The organism is Vibrio nomapromontoriensis (assembly GCF_050337205.1).
Lineage (GTDB): Bacteria > Pseudomonadota > Gammaproteobacteria > Enterobacterales > Vibrionaceae > Vibrio > Vibrio nomapromontoriensis.
The window spans coordinates 79,013-99,352 of record NZ_JAKJSS010000008.1 but is presented as its reverse complement, the minus strand read 5'-3'; the positions used below and the strand labels follow the sequence as shown (position 1 = coordinate 99,352).

Sequence of the window (20,340 nt, the reverse complement as noted above, 5' to 3'; positions counted from 1 at the left end):
TCAGTCGGAATTTCATTGTCTAAATTTAGAGATAACATATTGCTGTGTCTCGAATATTGTGTAACATGTCACAGCATTGGACTGCTGACATTCGGAATGATTGAATGAAACAATTTCTGTCGGCATGATTTAGAGAATTTGATATTTGGGCAGTAAAACTATGAAAAAAATTGTTATCGTAAGTATCACCGCATTGTTGGCGGCTTGTTCTTCAGGTGACTACGTGTCTGAAGTTAAATCTGAAAGCTACCGTGAAGATTACACACCTGTCGTAGAATCGACGACAGTCAAACCTGTTGCGGTTGCGGCAGCGGCAAGTACGACAGAAGCAGTAAAGAAAACGGACGTAGCGAAAAGCCCGGCACCACAAAAAGCTGAGCCTCAGTCCGTTGTAACGAAAACTCAAGCTCAGCCCGCTAAAGCAAGCGCCGCAGATAAGAGTGTCGTTAAAATCGTCCCTCCGTCGAAAAAACAAATCGATCAAGACTATCGTTACGGCTTTACGATTCAAGTAGCAGCTGTTGGCTCGAAAGATAAAGTAACTTTATTCTCGGAAAAGTTGCCTAAAAACGGTCAACCGGTTTGGGAAAACTACAAAATGGTCAATGGCACTAAATGGTATTCAGTATTGTATGGAGACTATGCCACTCGCAAAAAAGCACAAGCGGCAATCGCGACATTGCCAAAAGAATTTCAATCACTTAAGCCATTTGTAAAAAGTATCGACAAGATTAAAAAATCAGATTACCCAACATTAAGTAAACTCAATTAGGGCAATAGCTAACGTCTAGTTAGACTCGCCGAATATCATGCACCCAGCTATTGAGTTAAAGGCTCATACTCTGGGTGCATTTTTGTATGTTAAATATCCATACAGTAAGGTTTTCGGGATATTTAACACTTTTTGGACTGAATCTTAGGGCACGATCGTTTATGATTTAACTCCAACGACCTAAGGACAGATGTACAATGTCAAACATGAATATTCTTCTACTATGTGGCGGCGCCTCAAGCGAGCATGAAGTCTCACTTGTGTCTGCTGATTATCTTGAATCTCAGCTACATACCAATCCTCGTTTTGATGTTATACGTGTTGAAATCACTGCAGACGGCTGGCGATGTCAAGATGGCCAGCTAGTGTCTTTGGATGTAAACAAAAAAGCCCTAGTTGGAGAAAGTTATCACCACAGCATCGATTATGTCGTCCCGTGTATTCACGGTTTCCCTGGTGAGACGGGAGATATCCAATCGCTGCTGGAAATAGCAAACATTCCTTATTTTGGTTGCGGACCTGAAGCGAGCTGTAATAGCTTTAATAAAATCACCTCTAAGCTATGGTATGACACGCTTGGTATTCCAAATACTCCGTATCTCTTTTTGACTGAAAATAATGAATGCGCACATATGCAGGCTCATGATGCATTCGATAAGTGGGGAAAAGTATTTGTTAAGGCTGCGAAGCAAGGCTCGTCAGTAGGCTGTTACAACGTCACAAGTACGGAAGCGCTTTCTGATTCTATTGATGCGGCCTTTGGTTACTCTGATCAAGTTGTCATTGAGAAGGCAGTAAAACCACGAGAGCTTGAAGTTGCTGCGTATGAGTATAAAGGGCAGTTACATATTACCTTACCTGGAGAAGTCACCGCGCCGGAAGGAACCTTTTATTCTTATGATGAGAAATATAGCTCTGAAAGTCATTCAACCACGGACGTTGAAGCAAAAGGCTTAACTAAAGACCAGCAAGCGCAAATTCAGCAGTATTCAGAGAAAGTCTTCACTCAGATGAAGTTACGACACCTTTCTCGTATCGATTTTTTCTTAACAGAAGACGATGACATCTATTTGAATGAAGTGAACACGTTCCCCGGCATGACCCCAATATCTATGTTCCCTAAAATGGTGGAACACTCAGGCGTGAAGTTCGCTGACTTTGTTATTGATTGTATAGAGCGTACAGCCTAAACCGTTGAAGCAATAATAGTCATAACATTCTAATATCAGTAGGGTGTTATGACGGCTTAAATTTACTCTTCTCTTTCTCCGAACTATCTGGATTACCCGTGTACTGAAGTGGCATCGCGGGACTGGCCCAACGCCCAAACTCTTGTATATCCCGTACTTTATAACCTTCACTCCACAGCTTTTTCACGGCTCCAACACGACCAGACTGTGAAGAGAAACGCCGGTAGTCTGGTAAATTCAGCAACTCACTAGCGCGTCTCAATATTCGGTAGATGGATGAATCGTCTAGGACGCCATCCTTCATATTGCCATGGCGATCGATTGAGACAAAAAGAGGAGTGTAGGGATTATAGTCTAGCCATGCGATCAATATTAATGCGGCAGTATGGCTCAATACATAGCGGGTGCCGTCTATGTTTAGATAACTAGTTTCATCTAACGTTTCGACATGTTCTTGAGTTAATTGTCGTAAATCCTTTCGCTTTAACGCACACTCATACATGACGTAATAGATGGCAAGGTCGCGCCGATCTCTAGGTTCAGGCGATGCTGAAAGTAGGGTATGTAAATCACTTAAATGATTTTCGGTAAATGCGTTAGTCTCCTTTACTTTATCTGCGCCTGCTATTCGGATTTCATTGAGACATAACCCTATTTCTCGACCTTTCGTAGGGTCTTTTAATCCTAGGACTGTATGCACTACGGCCACCGTGACCACGTAACGCTTTAATGTGGAGTATTTCCTTGTGTGTCGCTCTTTATCAAGAAAGCGTCTAACGGCGGTAACTGATGCTGGAATACTTGAGACTCCGTTTAATCGACAAAAATCATTAAATAGACGCCAATCTTTGGATAGTGCTAGTAATGAACTTTTTGAGTAATAACAGTTTGTTAATTCATTAAATTGCTCTGCAGTTATAGAATCGACCAGAAGCGATTTAAATTTATCAACTTGGTGTCTTTCTGTGATCACAGGTATGTCTTTTTTCATTTTAATGCACTATAACTTAATTGATTGGTAAATAATAACTGATAACATAGACGCGTTAACAGAAGTTTAGCAACAATAAATAAGAGATGCATCTTTATGGCTTTAGCAAGTTATCGAGGGTTCACCCTTAAGTCGATCGGTAGTGAAAACCAAATCTGGAAAGTCACAATCAAAAACCGTGAGCTAAAGGGAAGTCTATCGGCTATTAAAAAAAGTATCGACTGGTGGTGTGATACTGCCTCAATTATCGACCCGTCACAGCTAGCAACGGCAGCACAACGGACCGATAGTGCTGGTGCACAAGAGCTGTTTAATGGCTATATGATAAAAAATGATACTGGCGAAAATAACGCATGGTACTGTATGTTTAATGGTAAACTTATCAAAGGTGGTAAGTTAGCTATCCAAAAGCATATCGAAGCTTACCTGATCGCAAAAAAGAAAGCAGAGCAACTAAAGAAATAACATGACACTTGTATATTCAACAGAAACTGGCCGTATCAAAGAAGACAAACCTGCACCTCAGCGCGAAAAAGGTGATGGTATTGTCCGCATACAAAAGCAGACCAAAGGACGTAAAGGTAAAGGCGTTTCCGTCATTTCAGGTTTGGACTTAGATGACGCGCCACTAAAGCTACTCGCGGCTGAACTTAAAAAAGTATGTGGTTGTGGTGGCTCTGTTAAAGACGGCACAATTGAGATCCAAGGCGATGCTCGAGATAAAATCAAAGCAGCACTTGAAAAGAAAGGCTATACGGTTAAGTTATCCGGCGGTTAAAACCATGACCGCGTAGAAGCCAGTGCTCGTGCTGGCTTTCACACAAACGGAATAACATAATGATCGGTTTCTTAATCCAAATTAAGAAAGTGATTATTAGGTATTTTATGGTAAATAGCGTTATCGTTAAATACGGCTCAATAATAACGACTGATAGTAGTAGGGACAGCGCAAATAGAGGTTGTTCTTATTAATGCCACACTGTATTTAACATAATATACATAATGCGCACTAGCGCACCCAAATTTAACATTTAGGCACACACGTTCAAAACTGTCTCATTCATTACAGTAAGTTATTGATATGTATGCCGAACTCTCTATAAACCTTTCCTTTCTCAGCGCTAACTCCTCATACAGCCCGAATGGCTCGCTTCCATTATTGCTGCGCATTGCACTTCTAACAGCCTAAAATTAGGCGAAAAAATAATTTCGCCGCGCTTCAAGTTCCTGCGGCACATCATGTTTTATGAGTCATTCAAAATGTTTAACTGCTGTGAGCTTTCATCTATTCACTAAGGCGCTGAGTTTTTTACGTTAATGTTGCCACCGTTCGTCGCTGGTTTGATGCCGACATTCATCAACCCACTAACTGTAAAACTGCTGAACGTAATATTGCTTGGCTATTTGTTTACCCCATGAAATTCTGTATCTTCTGTCCATTCGTATCGTTGGCTTTGGTGAATCAACTTGTCTCTCTTAGCGCTCAAAATACTACTCAGAAAATTTCAGGGTTGAAATACTATAGCTTACTCGCTAGTTCCAACTAATGTTCGATTTTGAAAACCACCGAAATACACAATCTATCTCTATCTACAAAAACACTCCGACACCTGAAACAATGCAATCATAGCTTCTTGATTAAGACCATTTAAATAGCTTGTCGTTAACCAAAATGTACTTTTAGGAGGTTTGTATTTTTTTCGTCTACAGCTAAGTCAAAGATCACTGGATATGAATCATCTTCTCAAGTCTTATCTATCGCGCGATAAAGTCACCCTGTCACATCAAGTGAAACTGGTCATACTATAGTCCTGATACACTCTAAGTCCTGTACGAACTAAAATCATCACTGTGTTACCGTGTCACGCAAACCGAATTCTACCTGACACGATTCGTAAACATCATCACGAATGCGACACGTATATGATATAAGGTTTACATAGATTATTAGCTACCACCGAATACTGTGTATTTAAACAGTAACTAGCAATGGGTGTCACTACTTTTTAAAGTGACTGTATATGTCATCAATCGAGCCAGATACATCAAGTGGATTTGTTAGCCCTTGCACTAACATCATTGCTGAGCTAATTTCGGCTAATGTACTGTTTCTCGAACTGGCAACGCGCTCTGGAGTCGACATATAAGTATGTGGCCAACCAGCATAGCCCCCTTCTCGCCAGTTATCATTCGCACCACCTTCACTATCACTTGGTAGTCGAAAGTCATCTTCTTCGGCGTTATCGATGACTACCATAACTAAGTCCTGATCTCTTGGGTAGTAACCTGGGTTCATGCCCAAAATGCGCTCTATTTTTAGGTGTGTCAGACTTTTTCCAAAACTATCGAATGTACTACGGTCTGTAACCCAGAAAACACCGTCTTTTCTACCGAGTGTCTTGTTGGATTTCACGTGCTCTTCAAAGATAGCCCTAGGAAATACACAGACTGGAATATCAAGTTTATAGTTCGTCACCGGTACGAGAGCCGTAGAGGTTTTGTCTATAACGGCCAAAGCAGAACACAACTGAGTTGGTGTGACTAGGTTTTTAGACTGCTGCAATAACTGTCGAGCTAATAAGGAAGGTGATGGAAACATAATATGACCTCTGTAAATGCCTAGTAGTAAAAGTGACAACTCATATTTCGATAGCGTGCCTCAATATTAGTATGGCACAACGTTCATATAGCGTTATGTCTGTTTGAATTACTACCAACATCATTAAGTTATAGTGCACTAAGATTCGCATTCCAATCTTGTTCACAGTAAACACTTACTTTCGTTATATTACCCAAGAACCGAAGCAGCATAATGTGCTGGCTGGATTTTGGTTGGCTTTAACCTATGTAATTAAATTACAAAGCCAGAATTTACAACAACTCACTGCAGCATATTACTCTGCGATAAGTTGTTGTTCTTGCGTTTTATTTGAATCGGTTCTTTGTAATATAAACGCGGAGTTGTATGTATTAAGGCACAAAAAAAGGCTCCCTATTGGGAGCCTTTAATGTAATTCTGTTTGATGTTGACTATTTTGGTAACTCTGCTTTTTCTTTTCGTATCTGTTCAGCGACCATCTTTATCGCTTGAGCTGTACTAACGCCTTGCTGCATGAGTTCTTGTATTTTCTCAACGGCAGCTTGCTGCTCTTGATGAGATAAGGTGGGTAAATCGTCAAACATAAAGTCCTCCTGACGAAGTGGGTCTTAAAGGAGGACTATAAACGATAATCTCATTCAGGCAAGCGTTAATAAGTTGTCATGAAGTTTATTGTTGCGCCCATTGCTTGCGGTGAAGTGTAACTTGCTGCGATATCGATTTCGAAGATGTTCAAAGGACTCAATCCAATACCTGCAGTGATCGTGCCTTCTGAATCTCGGGACATATTTTTCATATACCCTCCCCTTAGTTGAATTTGTCGAACTAAATCAACTTCAATGCCAGCTCGTAGCATTTGCACGTTATCGTCGAATTGAGTGAATTTCTTTTCCTCATTCAAGTCATAGTCGACTGAGAACTGAAAGTAGTCCGCGACAAATCCTGCGCCAACAGTATAAAGAGGCGTTAACTGATATTCGTATCCATAGTTGACATTCCGCCCGCCAATATTGACCACTCCAGAATCGGTTTTAATATTTCTCGACAACATGTTTTTAGCAGAGAACCCCGCTCGAAACGGGCCATTGAACCAGAGTGCGCCCGCATCTAAGTTAAGCGCTGTCTCACCTTGCGAGTTTTCACGAATGTTATTAAGGTTAAAGTCTTTTAATGAACTCACAGACGTATAAGTATAAATGCGCTGTAGTTTTGGCGTCACACCAAAAGAGAAGTGTTGCCCAAAGAGTGTCTGATATCGTGCTAACGAGATCCCTACTTCCGTCACTGCAACTGATGCGGTTTTGACTGCAGATTTATTCGCATTCTCTATATCAGTGCCGTCAGTCACAATGTCTGGCGTGGCTACATTTTCAGCGTACGCCTTGCCAAATATATTCGCCGCTAAGTAGCGATTTGGTATTCCGAATGCTATTGCCCCCCCAAAATCGACTTTAGCTTGTGTACCATGTAAGGCATTGAGTGTAGCGGCTGACGGGGAGTTAATCGCAGTGTCAACTTTGTCTAACATTTGATCTTCATCGTTATAACTCACACCTAGACTTGGTACTAACATGCCTGCATCGTCATTGCGTCGATAGATAGCAACCAAAGCGGGATTATAGAATGGTGCAGTAAGATAAGATGCCGAGACAACACCGACTCCACCCATCGCATCACCGCGAGCATCAATCGCTAGTGTTGAAGCGTTGGCCGAAGCCGAAGACAATATTGACGTGGTTGACACGATCGAGAGTGCGGTAAGCGTTTTGATTCTAGTGTTCATTACAAAAATGCCGTTAATCCTTTATTTAGCTATTAACGGCATCAATTGAATTTACTTTAGTAATTAGACGTTGTTTTTCCGATGTTAATCGTCAACTGAGACATCAAACGTCTTACTTATGATCTGAGAGCGCTCAAAAAGAATTGGACCTTGCCATCGGGTTTGTTTCATTGACACCGCCAACACATATCGGTCTGGTGGTACATTCTTGGCTTTCAACTCTGACGGGTAATCAGATTCGTATTCCTGGCCCCAGATTTGTGTATATTTACCATCAACATAATCGTAGAGCCCGACTTCTAGTTTAGGTAAAGGACAATAAGGATTGAGCAAAGCGTTTTTTTCAATTTGCCACTTATCTTTAGCCGACCATCGCACCGTTTGCTTTAGTGCTTGGTCTGTAAAAATGAGCCACTGGCTCCACACTTCACCGTCAATTCGCTTCACTTCGAGTCGATATAACCCCACATCAATCGGTGACGTTAAATTATAACGAATCCCATAGACCGCTGCGTGAGTGACGGGGTCACTTGTGGCATTAGTAAAAAACTCTCGATCATTAGAAATTTTACGGTCGACCCACTTCTTCAGGGTAATGGAAGATATCGCTATCTCCGACTCCAGTTCAATAGTTGCTTGAAAAGTGTCACGTCCTGGGCTTTGAATCGATTGCTGCTTTACGATGACAGAACTTAGCCATTTCGGTAGTGGTTGCGATGAGTAACCTTTACCGCAATCCGCTTCTAATGACTGAAGGAACAGCCGATTGATGTGAGTTTTTATCGTTTTTGATGGCTGTTGCTGCCAAATTTCCACTAACGACTGAAACATCGACTCTTGATCTTTAGTCAAAAGGTGTCGATGAGCCTGAGATATTGGCGTATTGTTCTCAAACCACTCGGCACCAACCTGAGTTGATGCCGTAAGTAATGAACAAATCAAAAGCAATGAGTGTTTTGACATTAGCCTTTCATTTTATAACCAACACCACGCAGAGTTTCGATTTCTAACCCTGGAAGCTTTTGGCGCAATTGTAATACGTGAGTGTCTACCGTTCTTGTTGTTGGGAAATGATTATAACCCCAGACATGATCAAGTAGTTCATCGCGAGTGAATACTCGGCCAAGATTGCTCGCTAAGAAAAGTAACAAATCAAACTCGGTACGAGTGAGCGTAATCATCTCACCTTTGTAATCCACTTCACGTGTAGATTTGTCGATCACTAAGCTGTCGGTAACCACCTTGTTCGTTTCTTCAATATCTGACTCTGGTGCGCGTAGCTGTGCACGTACGCGAGCAAATAACTCTGCTTCAGCAAATGGCTTGGTAAGATAGTCGTTTGCGCCAGCGTCTAACCCCGTTACTTTATCTTTTACGGTAACAAGTGCCGTCAGAAGAATAACTGGAACATCTTTTATTTGTTTCCAGCCAGGTAAATGTTGTACTGAATCACCATCGGGTAATTGACGGTCTAGAATAACGAGATCCGCTTCCTCCCAATACTGTTCAACTTGAGAGATAAGTTCTGCATGTAGGCAGTTATACCCGGCTAACTCTAAGCTTACTAAAAGGCCGTCAGCTAGATTCTTGTCATCTTCAACAAGTAGCAGTGTCTGTTTCACAGGGTATCTCCAAAATAAATGTTGTAGGCGGTCCAGCAAGCGACATTTTGCCACCCATTCGACCCACCATAGATTCTACAATCGTAAGTCCTAACCCAAGGCCAGCCTTACTAACAAATGGTTTCCTCAGCTCACGCCAATCGCGTGCTGACAATGAACCATTGTCGATCACTTCAATTCTAAGTGAATTTGAAGAAGTGATGACATTTAACGTAACCGGAGCAACACCGTACTTTATCGCATTGCGCAACAGGTTATCGATACATGTACCTAGCCAATATATATTGATTTTAGCGGCGATGTCCTGATTAATAGTCAGATTAACGTCAACTTCAAACTCTTCTTCTGCTTTAAAGCTTAACCAATCTTGAACAGATGGAAGCCATTCTGTTGCAAGCGGTTTGTTATCTGACTGTAAATAATCTTTACTCGCTTCCGCTAATTGCCGTAGTCGTCGCGTATCTTCACACAACCTTCTAAATTCATCATAAACAGATTCTGGCAGCCTCTCAAACTCACGACGAAACCCTTCTACTGTTAAAGACAAACTTGCAATCGGAGTTCTCAGCTCATGAGTTAGGATCTGCAATACAAGCATACGACTTCTCATCTCTTCGCGCTTGCTATTCCACCGATAAATCGCCCATCCAATCACTAATAGGATATTTGCGATAATCAAAACGATCATGCTTATGCGTAACACGTCAGAATGATCTTCAACTTCCCAACACAAGTTACCACGCTGAACAAAGCATGTAGAGGTTTGCGATGCAAGTTTATAGTTCAAACCTGCTTCTTTAATATTATTTTTCCAAACACTTGGCTCAAAGAGATAGTACACATCTCCTCGCCTTAGCCACAACTCTCCATTTTCCACAAACATCGAAGAGCCACGTATTAGTGAAATAACCGTTTGCTCATCCATGACCTGTAATCTGCCAAGCAACGAACCAGGCGGTGAAAGCTCGCGTTCATTTATGTGCATGAACTTTTTTAATTCTTCAGCTTTCTCTGGATACTTAGCAATGTATCTTGCAGCGTATGTTCCCCCTCCAGGATGAATCAAACCACTTCGAGCAAACCACTTCGTTGATATTTTTCTTCCACTACACATCGCTCGAGTAAAAACTAGTGGCTCTGTAATCAACGGGCTTAGCGGCAGTTTACCACTGCACTGCTCTGCCAATCGATACAGTTGCTGAATTGACTTTAGAGGATACTTTGTTGTTTGTGGCAACATAGATACCGGCGTCAACAACTGTGTAGGAAAGTCCGCTTGGATAACACGAATGTCATAGGAAGCCTTTGCTTGCTCATAATCAAAAAAGCTTACAAAGTTATCAATCCGTTCCGGCAAAGATTCAGCGCTCGCAGAACTAGCGAACGGCAATATAATCGCAAGCAACAATGTGTGAGTTAATTTCTTCAAAGGGCTGATCTTGTCTCTACGTAGTGAGATTGCAACAGAGTTTTACATATTATCGGCAAGATTCACGCCAAGTGCACGCAAATATTCTGTTAATAATGTGTTTGTCGTGTAAATAGTCAAAAAAAAAGCCAGCTTTCGCTGGCTTTCTCGATTATCACTCTTTATCAAAGCGCTTTTGAAATCGCATCAACACTTTCTTTAGCATCACCAAATAACATTGATGTGTTTTCTTTAAAGAAAAGTGGGTTTTGCACACCCGCATAACCGGTATTCATCGAGCGTTTAAACACGATAACATTCTTCGCGTTCCAAACTTCGAGGACTGGCATTCCCGCAATTGGGCTATTTGGATCTTCTAGCGCCGCTGGGTTTACCGTGTCGTTTGCACCGATAACTAAAACCGTGTCGGTCTCTGGGAAGTCGTCGTTTAGTTCATCCATTTCAAGAACGATGTCATACGGAACTTTCGCTTCAGCAAGTAGAACATTCATGTGACCTGGGAGACGACCCGCTACAGGGTGAATACCAAAACGAACATCGATCCCTTGAGCGCGTAACTTTTCAGTAATTTCATGAACTGGATACTGAGCTTGAGCAACCGCCATACCATACCCTGGAGTAATAATGACTGATTTGCTGTCTTTAAGCATCTCAGCAACATCTTCTGCTGTTGTTTCACGGTGTTCGCCTTGCTCTTGATCCTCAGAGATCACAACCGTTTGGCCAAAGCCGCCGGCTATAACGCTGATAAACGAACGGTTCATCGCCTTACACATAATGTAAGACAGAATCGCACCAGAGGAGCCCACTAACGCACCGGTAACAATCAGTAGATCATTTGCAAGCATGAAACCTGCCGCCGCTGCTGCCCAACCTGAATATGAGTTCAGCATTGAAACGACAACTGGCATATCAGCACCGCCGATTGAAGCAACTAGGTGGTAACCAAATGCAAACGCAATCAAAGTCATGACAAGAAGTGCAAACATGCTGCCGTCTGCTTTCACGAAGTAGATCATAAGAAGCGTTGAAACGACAATTGCAGCCAAATTCCATTTATGCTTATGAGGAATATTCAGCGGTGAAGACGAAATCACACCACGTAACTTACCAAAAGCAACAATAGAACCAGTAAATGTTACCGCACCAATGAACACGCCTAAAAAGACTTCAACTAAGTGAATAACATGTTCCGCGTGCATTTCAGCCAAATCGGTTGAAATAGCAACAGGTGGCTCCAAATAGCTGTTGTAACCTACTAAAACAGCCGCAAGGCCAACAAAGCTATGAAGAATCGCCACTAATTCTGGCATTTCGGTCATTTCTACTTTCTTAGCGTAGAAAATACCAATAGCACCACCAATTGCCATTGCGATAATAACCCAAGCAAAACCTTGAGCGTCAGGGCTAAAGATCGTCGCAATCAATGCGATAGTCATACCCGTTATGCCATAGTAATTGCCTGAACGAGCAGATTCTTGCTTCGATAGACCTGCTAAACTCATGATAAAGAATAACGCCGCGACAATATAAGCGGCTTGTACTAATCCTGCAGACATGTCGCCTCCTATTTGTCTTTACGGAACATTTCAAGCATACGCTTGGTAACAGTAAAGCCACCAAATATATTAATGCTTGCAATAAGAACAGCGATAAACGCAAGCACAGTTACGGCTCCGTTACCTTGTCCTATCTGTAGTAGTGCACCAACCACAATAATGCCTGAAATCGCGTTAGTTACCGACATTAGCGGTGTGTGTAATGCATGAGATACATTCCAAACCACGTAATACCCAACTACGCACGCAAGAATAAATACCGTAAAGTGCGACAAAAAGGCAGCTGGAGCAACAGATGCAACCCAAGCGAAAGCACCTAGCCCGACAGCCAAACCGGCAAATTTTTTAATTGGAGATGTTGGCTCTTCCACTTTCTCTGCTGGCTTAACCGGCGCAGCTTTAGGCGCTGCAGGCTGGGCCGAAACCTGAATGGGTGGCGCAGGCCAGGTCACTTCACCTTCTTTTACGACTGTGACACCACGCAATACAACATCTTCGAAGTCGATGTTGATGTTGCCATCTTTTTCTTTACTCAATAATTTGATTAAGTTGACGATGTTTGTCGCATAAAGCTGGGAAGACTGTGTAGGAAGGCGACCAACCATGTCAGTATAACCAATGACTTTAACGCCATTTGGTGTTGTGACTACTTGATCCGCTACGCTATATTCACAGTTACCACCATTGGCAGCCGCTAGATCGACAATGACGCTACCCGCTTTCATTGAGTCAACCATTTCTTTGGTTATCAGCGTTGGAGCAGGACGACCAGGAATTAGCGCGGTAGTAATGATAATGTCGACATCTTTGGCTTGCTCAGCATAAAGCTCAGCCGCTTTCTTGTTGAACTCATCCGACATTTCTTTGGCATAGCCATCACCAGAACCCGAGTTTTCCTTAAAATCGACTTCAAGAAACTCTGCGCCCATAGATTCGACTTGCTCTTTGACTTCAGGTCGAACATCGAAAGAGCGAACGATCGCGCCTAAGCTACCAGCGGCACCAATCGCAGCAAGTCCAGCAACACCCGCACCCGCGACAAGAACTTTTGCTGGTGGAACTTTACCCGCAGCAGTAATTTGTCCCGTAAAGAATCGTCCAAACTCATGAGCCGCTTCAACAACTGCACGGTAACCAGCAATATTCGCCATTGAGCTTAACGCATCAAGAGCTTGTGCACGGGAAATTCGAGGAACCGCGTCCATTGCCATGACATTAATGTTCTTGCTCGATAGCTTGTCCATCAATTCAGGATTTTGCGCAGGCCATACAAAGCTGACTAGGCTAGCTCCATCGTTGAGTAGAGCAATTTCTTCATCCGTTGGCGCATTAACTTTAAAGATAAGCTCTGAGTTCCAAACCTCTTCGGTTGTCACTATTTTTGCGCCAGCGGCGACATAAGCTGTATCGTCAAAGCTCGCGAGCGAGCCGGCTTGTGATTCTATTGAGACATCAAATCCCAATTTTAATAACTGCTCAACCGATTTCGGTGTTGCAGCGACTCGCGTTTCACCTGCGAGGATTTCTTTTGGCACACCAATTTGCATAGCTGTTCCTTAACTATTGGCACAATGATTATTCTTTTTTAACCAACCAACTTCATAACATCAAGTCTTTTGTAAGAAAAAGACTATATTTCATTACATATAACTGAATGTAAGGAAGATTAAACAATCTTTTTCAGTAAAAAAACTACATTTATTACGCTATTTAGAGGTCATACCTGTATAATTTTAAGCTTTTACAGGAAGAATTCAGGTAGACGCGTCATGTTATGACAATTTTCCCTGTAAGCGGATGACCAACATCAATTAATCCCAAAAACTCAAACTGGTCTTTCCAGAAGAAAAAGCTATGACAAAATAGTGTTAAAACATACTGTCGCCCATCTGATCTATAAACATCTGCGCCTTTTTTAGCATTAACTCGTTAGCATCAGCTTCATTGCCCAACACATCAGAACGGATAAAACGGTGTGTTTTTAGTTCGTCCGCGATTTGCTTAGTGATCTTACCGGCTACTCTATACTGGCCACCTTCTGAAAGCGCCTCTTGATAAACCAAAAAGCCTTTATATTCTACAGGCTCTACTTCTTTTGCTTCTTCTTGGCGTTTACCACCAAATAATTTTGAGAAAAATCCCATTTTAGTTCCTTTTGAAATAAGAAGTTATTGTCGGCATGTACTTTAAGCCTAAGGGGAAGACTTGCTGACTGTTTGCAGGCCTTGATGCATCTATACAAGGGAGTAAATCGACATCAAAACCAACCGATGTTTTGTTAACCTTATGGTGTCGACTATTATCTAATAGGTCAACCGTATAGAAACGGAAACGTGTAACCATCGGCATCATTAACGGTGTCGTCAGCCGATATCGTAATATGCATGTATTATCAGGAATGCGAGCCGAACACCATAGTTTTCAAACTATCATTAACAAAATACTTGGCAAAACATCAAATTACCGTATGCTAGCTATCATAACTATGTAAATTATTAAGCCCTGAGCCGTACCATTAATGTCGACATCTTTTGCTAGCTCAAACTTGTTCAGACTGTTTATTCCTGTCGTATTGATTAGTTGCGTACTTTTTGGAATGAACCACATTATTGAAGCGACGCAAGCCAACTCTGGATTTACAACTAACCTCCCCTATATTCTCTTTGGCACTGCACTCGCGCTCAGTCACAGTTTTAAACAATCGCGTATTGCCATGGTTTCGATGGCTATGCTTATTGCTTATGTAGTCATTCAAACCCGCTTACAAACACCAATTTCTACCGGCACTACCTTACTTGAATTATCTCTCGTCAGTTTGTTATTGCCAGTATCGTGTTGCCTGGCTTTTTTATTTCCGGATACCGGTATTTTTAACCGCGGCATGTATATCTTTAGCGCCATTATGTTTAGCTTTCTCGTTTGGACATACCTTATCTTGACGCATTTTTATACCGGAGGATTTAGTGGGTTTGAAGAAGATCTCCTTTTCTCATTTCCAACGATATCGCGATTACCTATCGTATTAATCCTGTATTGCATCGCGATGACAGGCGCCACGGGCATTTTTGTCCTTAACTACAATCGCCCTATTGATGCTGTTGTTTATACTTGTATCTTGTTAACAAGTACCACGTTCATTTTTTTCCACCTTCCGTATGTCTCTAGTACGCTCTTCTCTCTTGCCGGAATCTTGGTCATCATTTACGTCATTTCGGCGAGTCATCAAATGGCGTTCAATGATCGATTAACTAATATCCCAGGGCGACGAGCGCTCGAAATGGATATGAAGCACTTGGGACGAAAGTTCACCATTGCGATGCTTGATGTCGACCATTTCAAAAAGTTTAACGATACGTATGGCCATGAAACAGGCGATGACGTCCTGAAACTCGTCGCCTCTCGAATGACAAGCACAGGTGGTAATGCGAAAGTCTACCGCTATGGTGGTGAAGAGTTCACTATTCTTTTCAAAGGAAAGACGGTCAAAGAAAGTAAGTCTTTCTTAGAAGAACTTAGAAGCGAGATTGAGCACTATAAAATGGTCATTCGAGACAATGAACAGCGCCCTAAAAACAATAAAGCAGGCGCTCAGCGTCGCGGTAAAGACAATGACAGTTCTACGGTGAGCATAACCGTCAGTATTGGTGTATCAGACAGCAAAAATACCAATAAACCAGAACAGGTATTGAAGAAAGCGGATAAAGCGTTGTACAAAGCGAAAGAGCTGGGTAGAAACCGCGTACATGCTATGGTGTAGCATCTGCGGGAACCTCTTAACATCACCAAGCAGACTTAATCTTGATTAAAGAACAACACCAAGCTTCCCCCTTTTAGAGCGCTGCCGTAATTAACACTTAGCCCCACGCCGATATTATCGACAAACTGAATCTTAAAGGGTGGCGTCATTAACCAACCAACAGTACCTTCGTAATAGTGCTGTGCTCCAATTGGGCCAACGGTATCACCGCCAACATCAACACGCCTAATGCTTGAATACAGCGTTTGAACAGAACGTCCCCAGTCGGTCACGTCATAGAAGAATTTCGCTTCATTAGACCAATACCAACCCTCTGGAGTACCAACATCACCGTTGTTCGCTTTTCCCCAACCCACTCCTGAAAAATAGTTAAAGGTTGAGTTATACTTAACATGTCCCCAATCTCTAGGCGCTGAATATACAAAACCAGCTTTTGGCTGAACTGTGGCAGCCCAAGCACTGGTATTCACCAGTTGACCATCAATAAGAGGCTTAATTATCTCTTGAGAAATACTAGAGTTGAAATCGTAGTCACTGATGTAGTATTGCAGATGGAAGCCGATCCCTGTTTCGAAACTCCAATGTTTCGCAAATTCAATATTTTGTTCGTAGCCAGTAAAAACACCAAGAATGGTTTCTTTATGCAGATCGGTTGGTTCATCTGGAATATCAACAACATCACCTTCAGCACGCAACGCAGAGAACCTTAAGACAGCCCGCTGTGTCATAACATCACTCTTCCCTAGTTCAAAGGTAAACGGTAACGTGGAAACACCTATACTTTTTCTTAAATCTAACGCATCCTCAGACCCTATATTATCGTTGTTAATATTTAGCCAATCGTTTGGGTCAAAGTCTTTTACGCCTAACGTTAATGCATCACTGTCAGTAAGAATTATCGCCCCAGCGAAACTATCTTCAAATATACTGGCAAAACGAGGGTCTGCATAAGAAAAAGAAGGATGTATGAGCAAAGCTACTACTGGAAATAATGATTGAAAACCGCGCACCCAAACCCTCTTAGAGTGTATAAAATATTTCGCCTATCTTTGAACTCAGCAACAAAAGATCGAGCAATAAAGCAAAAAATTCTATGTGATTGAGGAGGCTAAGTCTCGCTCAATAGGCAATACATACCTATTTCTACCACTACGTTTTGCTTCATACAAGAGTTTGTCAGCGCTTTCATACAAACTAGTTATAGGTTCTGTACCGTGAGGAATAAAACTAATGACACCGAGTGACAGCGTCACGCAGTTTGATGTGGAGGAGTAAGCATGCTTAATGTTCAAACCGCTAACCCCCTCTTTAACGCGCAACGCGTGATCTTCCGCTTCCGCTATGTCACAGTTAGTAATGAATATAACAAACTCTTCTCCACCATAGCGGCCGACATATTCACCACTTCGAATAAACATTACGTCCAGAAATTGGGCAAGGTCAATCAAACACTGATCGCCTTGAGTGTGACCATAGTTATCGTTATAAGCTTTAAAGTGATCAACATCCATTAAAATCACCGACAATGGGGCCTGGTGACGGCCATGCCACTGCACTAACTCAAGTAACTTTTCATCCATATAACGACGATTAAATAGCTTGGTTAATCCGTCTTCATTTGCTTGATGCTGAAGGGCTTTATTGGCTTCTTCTAATTGAGCACTTGCCTGCTTAAGTTCTCGACGCATATGGGCAATTCGTTGCATCGCGATAAGCTTAGATTGCAACACAATTTTATCTACAGGTTTCACTAGATAGTCATCACCTCCTGCCTGAATGGCTTTGGCGATCATTTCAGGTTCATCATGGCTACTTAAAAATATAATAGGGATCCAGTCTTCTAGGTAACCTTCGCGTATTTTTGCCGCGACTTCGAACCCATCCATTTCTGGCATAGAGATATCCAGTAACACGAGTTCAGGATCAAAATTAGGGTAAAGTGCAAGTGCTTCTTTGCCACTTGCTGCTGTCTCAACCTCATGTCCCAATTGCTTTAACCTAATCTGCAATTGCATCCGCTCCAATTGAGCATCGTCAACCAGCAGTATTCTCATTGAAGAGTCCATCGAAATCATAGTCTTCCCTGTAAAAACTAAACTTTCTACTTATTACTAAGATATAACACATAATAGAACAATATTCATTTAAGCCCATATTTTCCATATGATTTGACTCGCGAGTTGGGAAAATCGCATTTAAACGAGGATTTTTTTTGCGACACAGTTTATTATTGACTTTTATCCTGCCTTTTTTAGGATAGGCGAACATTTTTCAGAAGAGATAGCCGTATGTCTGATACTCAAAATACCGAAACAACAACCGTAGATCTAACCACCATCTCACCTGAATTGCGCAAAGTCATCGAATTTGATGAAGTACCAGAAGCGCTGCACAACATGATTGTATCAATCCATGAAGTGACAGAAGAAGCAGTACGCGAAGCATGGGACTCACTACCAGGAAGCGCTCAAAACATTCTTGATAACTTCGAACAGTTCCATGGCCTTATCTCTGTAAGCCAAGGGTTTGCAGGTGTAAACACAATGGAAGAGTTCGCATCAATGGATCTTCCAAAAGACATGAGCGACGAAGAAAAAGAAGACTACCGTGCAAACCTAATTGATAAGGTTCTGCATAACTGTATTAAAGATATGGTTAAGCAAATCAAAAAAGCACGTCGTGACCCAATTTTAAAACGTGAATTCAAAGAAGTTTTCGAGAAGTAAGCCTCATTTGACGCGAGAGAATTAAACTCTTTGTCAAAGCACAAGAGCGTAAAAAGGCACTAGTAAATAGTGCCTTTTTTTGTGTCCAGAGCGAATTTAAAAATGACGATCTAACGCTACGTCTCGCTGCGCAACACTGACACCCTTAATCTGAGCATATACCCGCTGTCCAACCATTAGTTCTAGCTCTTCCACCGCCCATTGTGTTACCACCGCGACCAGTTCGGAGTCCTCTCCTAAACCTAGTACGACTTCTACACTTTGTGTTGAACTACCATGGGCGCCCATACTAATAGCTTTAATATTACAGGCGAGTATATTCCGTATCGACGTCTTTGTAGGGCGCTCGAGCGCAATGGAAACATCACTCGCCCTCACACGTAATCGAACTAACTCACCGATTTCTCCCTCTGTATGTTGCACCCACAAATAGCTTTGTGAATTAAGAGCTATCTTGGTCAACGCATAACTTTGGCTTTGTTCGATAATTTGGCCTTTAAACAAAGCACTTTTATCAGAAAACGATTGCCATGCCTGCATTGAAGGCGAGCGCCATACCTTTTCAATCGAGCCCGACTCAACAATTTCCCCTTGCTCAATCACAATGAGATGCTGAGCCAATCGCAGTATTTCGTTTAGACTGTGGGTGACATAAATAATGGGAATATCAATGCTACTCGACAACCGCTCAAGATAAGGCATCACCTCACGTTTTCGCGGCAAATCCAACGATGCGAGTGGTTCGTCCATAAGCAACAGATCCGGTTTACTCAATAAAGCCCTACCGATCGCCACACGTTGCTTTTCCCCTCCTGATAGCTCTGAAGGGTATCGCTCTAGTAATTCACCAATAGACAATAACGATAAGACCTCATCGAAATGTGCCAGGTCAAATAACGTGACCCCGTAACACAAATTGCGTCGCACTTTCATGTGAGGAAAGAGACGAGCATCTTGAAATACGTAACCTATCTTTCGCTTTTCAATTGGAACGTTCACCCGTTGCTGTGAACAAAAAAGGACGGTGTTCTGAACGGTAATATTGCCGTTATCAGGGGGAGTTAACCCACATAGCAGGTTAATAAACGTCGTCTTTCCCGCTCCAGAGCGACCAAACACCGCTGTAATGCCTTTTGCGGGTAGCTCAGCTTTGAAATGAAATTGATGTGGGGAAAGCTGCTTATGAACATCAATCTGAATCTTCTTCAACGCTCTACTCCCAATCGTCTTTGAGTCCAACGGTTTAACCCTTCAGCAAACCATAATGAGGCGAGAGAAATAACAATAGAAATAATACACAGCCTCATCGCTGCGGATTCTGCGCCAGGCGTTTCCAAGAAGTTATACATGGCCAATGGAATGGTTTGAGTTTCACCTGGGATGTTCGACACAAAACTGATCGTCGCTCCAAACTCCCCCAAACTACGTGCAAAAGCCAACATCGTACCGCTGATAACTCCAGGAATGATGAGCGGGAGAGTGATCGTACAAAACACTCTCAATGGTGACGCACCAAGTGTGCGGGCTGCCTGCTCCAATCTATGATCGATACTATCCATTGATAAACGAATAGAGCGTACCATTAATGGCAGCGCGACAACGATGCAGGCTAATACTGCGCCCTTCCAACTAAAACTAAAACTGACACCAAACCATTGGTATAAAAGCTGGCCTACAAAACCTTGACGCCCCATAGAGATAAGGAGTAAATAACCAACGACAACGGGCGGCAGAACAAGTGGCAAGTGAATAATACTATCGAGTAGACTTTTGCCAACGAACGTTTTCTTACTCAATATCCATGCCAAGAATATACCAATAGGAATCAACCAAATGATGGCGACACTGGCAACTTTAAGACTCAGCCTTAGTGCTTGGAGTTCATATTCACTCAACATCGTTTATTCACTAT

The 20,340-nt window shown here is 42.2% G+C and carries 20 protein-coding genes; 6 read left to right on the top strand and 14 right to left on the bottom strand.

The genetic code is table 11. The features are described 5' to 3' along the window. Nucleotides 1–160 precede the first annotated feature (160 nt). Together L4D05_RS08320 and L4D05_RS08315 are read left to right on the top strand one after the other, a co-directional pair. The gene (locus L4D05_RS08320) at nucleotides 161–772 is read left to right on the top strand and encodes an SPOR domain-containing protein (protein ID WP_428793627.1); all 612 of its coding nucleotides are present in this window, start codon (nucleotides 161–163) and stop codon (nucleotides 770–772) included. A gap of 197 nt (nucleotides 773–969) precedes the next feature. Next, the gene (locus L4D05_RS08315) at nucleotides 970–1,962 is read left to right on the top strand and encodes a D-alanine--D-alanine ligase (RefSeq protein WP_428793626.1); all 993 of its coding nucleotides are present in this window, start codon (nucleotides 970–972) and stop codon (nucleotides 1,960–1,962) included. A 46-nt stretch (nucleotides 1,963–2,008) separates the two neighbouring features. Here the strand turns inward: L4D05_RS08315 and L4D05_RS08310 are convergent, their stop codons facing one another. Continuing rightward, nucleotides 2,009–2,953, bottom strand: a complete 945-nt coding sequence (locus L4D05_RS08310; protein WP_428793625.1) for a tyrosine-type recombinase/integrase — start codon at nucleotides 2,951–2,953, stop codon at nucleotides 2,009–2,011. A 96-nt stretch (nucleotides 2,954–3,049) separates the two neighbouring features. Here L4D05_RS08310 and L4D05_RS08305 point away from each other — a divergent pair, with 96 nt between their 5' ends. Both L4D05_RS08305 and yciH read left to right on the top strand, forming a co-directional pair. Further along, nucleotides 3,050–3,418 carry a DUF3319 domain-containing protein gene (locus tag L4D05_RS08305; RefSeq protein WP_428793624.1) on the top strand — a complete coding sequence of 123 codons (369 nt, stop codon included), beginning with the start codon at nucleotides 3,050–3,052 and terminating at the stop codon, nucleotides 3,416–3,418. 1 nt (nucleotide 3,419) lies between these two features. Continuing rightward, nucleotides 3,420–3,731 carry a stress response translation initiation inhibitor YciH gene (gene yciH, locus L4D05_RS08300; RefSeq protein ID WP_428793623.1) on the top strand — a complete coding sequence of 104 codons (312 nt, stop codon included), beginning with the start codon at nucleotides 3,420–3,422 and terminating at the stop codon, nucleotides 3,729–3,731. Nucleotides 3,732–4,952: 1,221 nt separating this feature from the next. Here the strand turns inward: yciH and L4D05_RS08295 are convergent. The 9 genes from L4D05_RS08295 to L4D05_RS08255 all read right to left on the bottom strand — a co-directional run bounded on the left by L4D05_RS08295 (nucleotide 4,953) and on the right by L4D05_RS08255 (nucleotide 14,089). Then, complete coding sequence (locus tag L4D05_RS08295; RefSeq protein ID WP_428754316.1) at nucleotides 4,953–5,552, bottom strand: hypothetical protein; 600 nt, start codon at nucleotides 5,550–5,552, stop codon at nucleotides 4,953–4,955. Between the two features lie 431 nt (nucleotides 5,553–5,983). Next, nucleotides 5,984–6,136 (bottom strand): YoaH family protein, encoded by a 153-nt coding sequence (locus tag L4D05_RS08290; RefSeq protein ID WP_250618627.1) that lies wholly within the window; start codon nucleotides 6,134–6,136, stop codon nucleotides 5,984–5,986. Nucleotides 6,137–6,201: 65 nt separating this feature from the next. Further along, nucleotides 6,202–7,335: a conjugal transfer protein TraF gene (locus L4D05_RS08285; RefSeq protein ID WP_428754314.1), complete on the bottom strand. Its 1,134-nt coding sequence runs from the start codon at nucleotides 7,333–7,335 to the stop codon at nucleotides 6,202–6,204. Between the two features lie 84 nt (nucleotides 7,336–7,419). Continuing rightward, nucleotides 7,420–8,298 (bottom strand): DUF2861 family protein, encoded by an 879-nt coding sequence (locus L4D05_RS08280; protein ID WP_428793622.1) that lies wholly within the window; start codon nucleotides 8,296–8,298, stop codon nucleotides 7,420–7,422. Next, nucleotides 8,298–8,957: a response regulator transcription factor VxrB gene (gene vxrB / locus L4D05_RS08275; RefSeq protein WP_250618624.1), complete on the bottom strand. Its 660-nt coding sequence runs from the start codon at nucleotides 8,955–8,957 to the stop codon at nucleotides 8,298–8,300. Before vxrB ends, L4D05_RS08280 begins: the two co-directional genes overlap by 1 nt. Next, a complete protein-coding gene (vxrA, locus tag L4D05_RS08270) occupies nucleotides 8,932–10,386 on the bottom strand; it encodes a sensor histidine kinase VxrA (protein ID WP_428793621.1) in 1,455 nt (484 codons plus the stop codon). Before vxrA ends, vxrB begins: the two co-directional genes overlap by 26 nt. A gap of 164 nt (nucleotides 10,387–10,550) precedes the next feature. After that, nucleotides 10,551–11,945, bottom strand: a complete 1,395-nt coding sequence (pntB, locus tag L4D05_RS08265) for a Re/Si-specific NAD(P)(+) transhydrogenase subunit beta (protein WP_428793620.1) — start codon at nucleotides 11,943–11,945, stop codon at nucleotides 10,551–10,553. Nucleotides 11,946–11,953: 8 nt separating this feature from the next. Beyond that, nucleotides 11,954–13,492, bottom strand: coding sequence for a Re/Si-specific NAD(P)(+) transhydrogenase subunit alpha (pntA, locus tag L4D05_RS08260; protein ID WP_428793619.1), 1,539 nt, complete (start codon nucleotides 13,490–13,492; stop codon nucleotides 11,954–11,956). Between the two features lie 321 nt (nucleotides 13,493–13,813). Further along, nucleotides 13,814–14,089: an HlyU family transcriptional regulator gene (locus tag L4D05_RS08255; protein WP_428754306.1), complete on the bottom strand. Its 276-nt coding sequence runs from the start codon at nucleotides 14,087–14,089 to the stop codon at nucleotides 13,814–13,816. Nucleotides 14,090–14,463: 374 nt separating this feature from the next. Between L4D05_RS08255 and L4D05_RS08250 the strand changes: the two genes are divergently transcribed. Next, nucleotides 14,464–15,702: a GGDEF domain-containing protein gene (locus L4D05_RS08250; protein ID WP_428754304.1), complete on the top strand. Its 1,239-nt coding sequence runs from the start codon at nucleotides 14,464–14,466 to the stop codon at nucleotides 15,700–15,702. A gap of 35 nt (nucleotides 15,703–15,737) precedes the next feature. Here L4D05_RS08250 and L4D05_RS08245 read toward each other — a convergent pair whose 3' ends face one another. Both L4D05_RS08245 and L4D05_RS08240 read right to left on the bottom strand, forming a co-directional pair. Further along, the gene (locus L4D05_RS08245) at nucleotides 15,738–16,712 is read right to left on the bottom strand and encodes a Solitary outer membrane autotransporter beta-barrel domain (RefSeq protein WP_428754303.1); all 975 of its coding nucleotides are present in this window, start codon (nucleotides 16,710–16,712) and stop codon (nucleotides 15,738–15,740) included. Nucleotides 16,713–16,793: 81 nt separating this feature from the next. Then, the gene (locus L4D05_RS08240; RefSeq protein WP_428754301.1) at nucleotides 16,794–17,777 is read right to left on the bottom strand and encodes a GGDEF domain-containing response regulator; all 984 of its coding nucleotides are present in this window, start codon (nucleotides 17,775–17,777) and stop codon (nucleotides 16,794–16,796) included. 213 nt (nucleotides 17,778–17,990) lie between these two features. Between L4D05_RS08240 and L4D05_RS08235 the strand changes: the two genes are divergently transcribed. Further along, nucleotides 17,991–18,428 (top strand): DUF3069 domain-containing protein, encoded by a 438-nt coding sequence (locus L4D05_RS08235; protein ID WP_250618617.1) that lies wholly within the window; start codon nucleotides 17,991–17,993, stop codon nucleotides 18,426–18,428. 96 nt (nucleotides 18,429–18,524) lie between these two features. On the opposite strand, the gene modC is transcribed toward L4D05_RS08235, so the two are convergent. Together modC and modB are read right to left on the bottom strand one after the other, a co-directional pair. After that, complete coding sequence (gene modC / locus L4D05_RS08230; protein ID WP_428793618.1) at nucleotides 18,525–19,637, bottom strand: molybdenum ABC transporter ATP-binding protein ModC; 1,113 nt, start codon at nucleotides 19,635–19,637, stop codon at nucleotides 18,525–18,527. Continuing rightward, a complete protein-coding gene (modB, locus tag L4D05_RS08225; protein WP_428793617.1) occupies nucleotides 19,634–20,326 on the bottom strand; it encodes a molybdate ABC transporter permease subunit in 693 nt (230 codons plus the stop codon). Before modB ends, modC begins: the two co-directional genes overlap by 4 nt. Nucleotides 20,327–20,340: the final 14 nt, after the last annotated feature.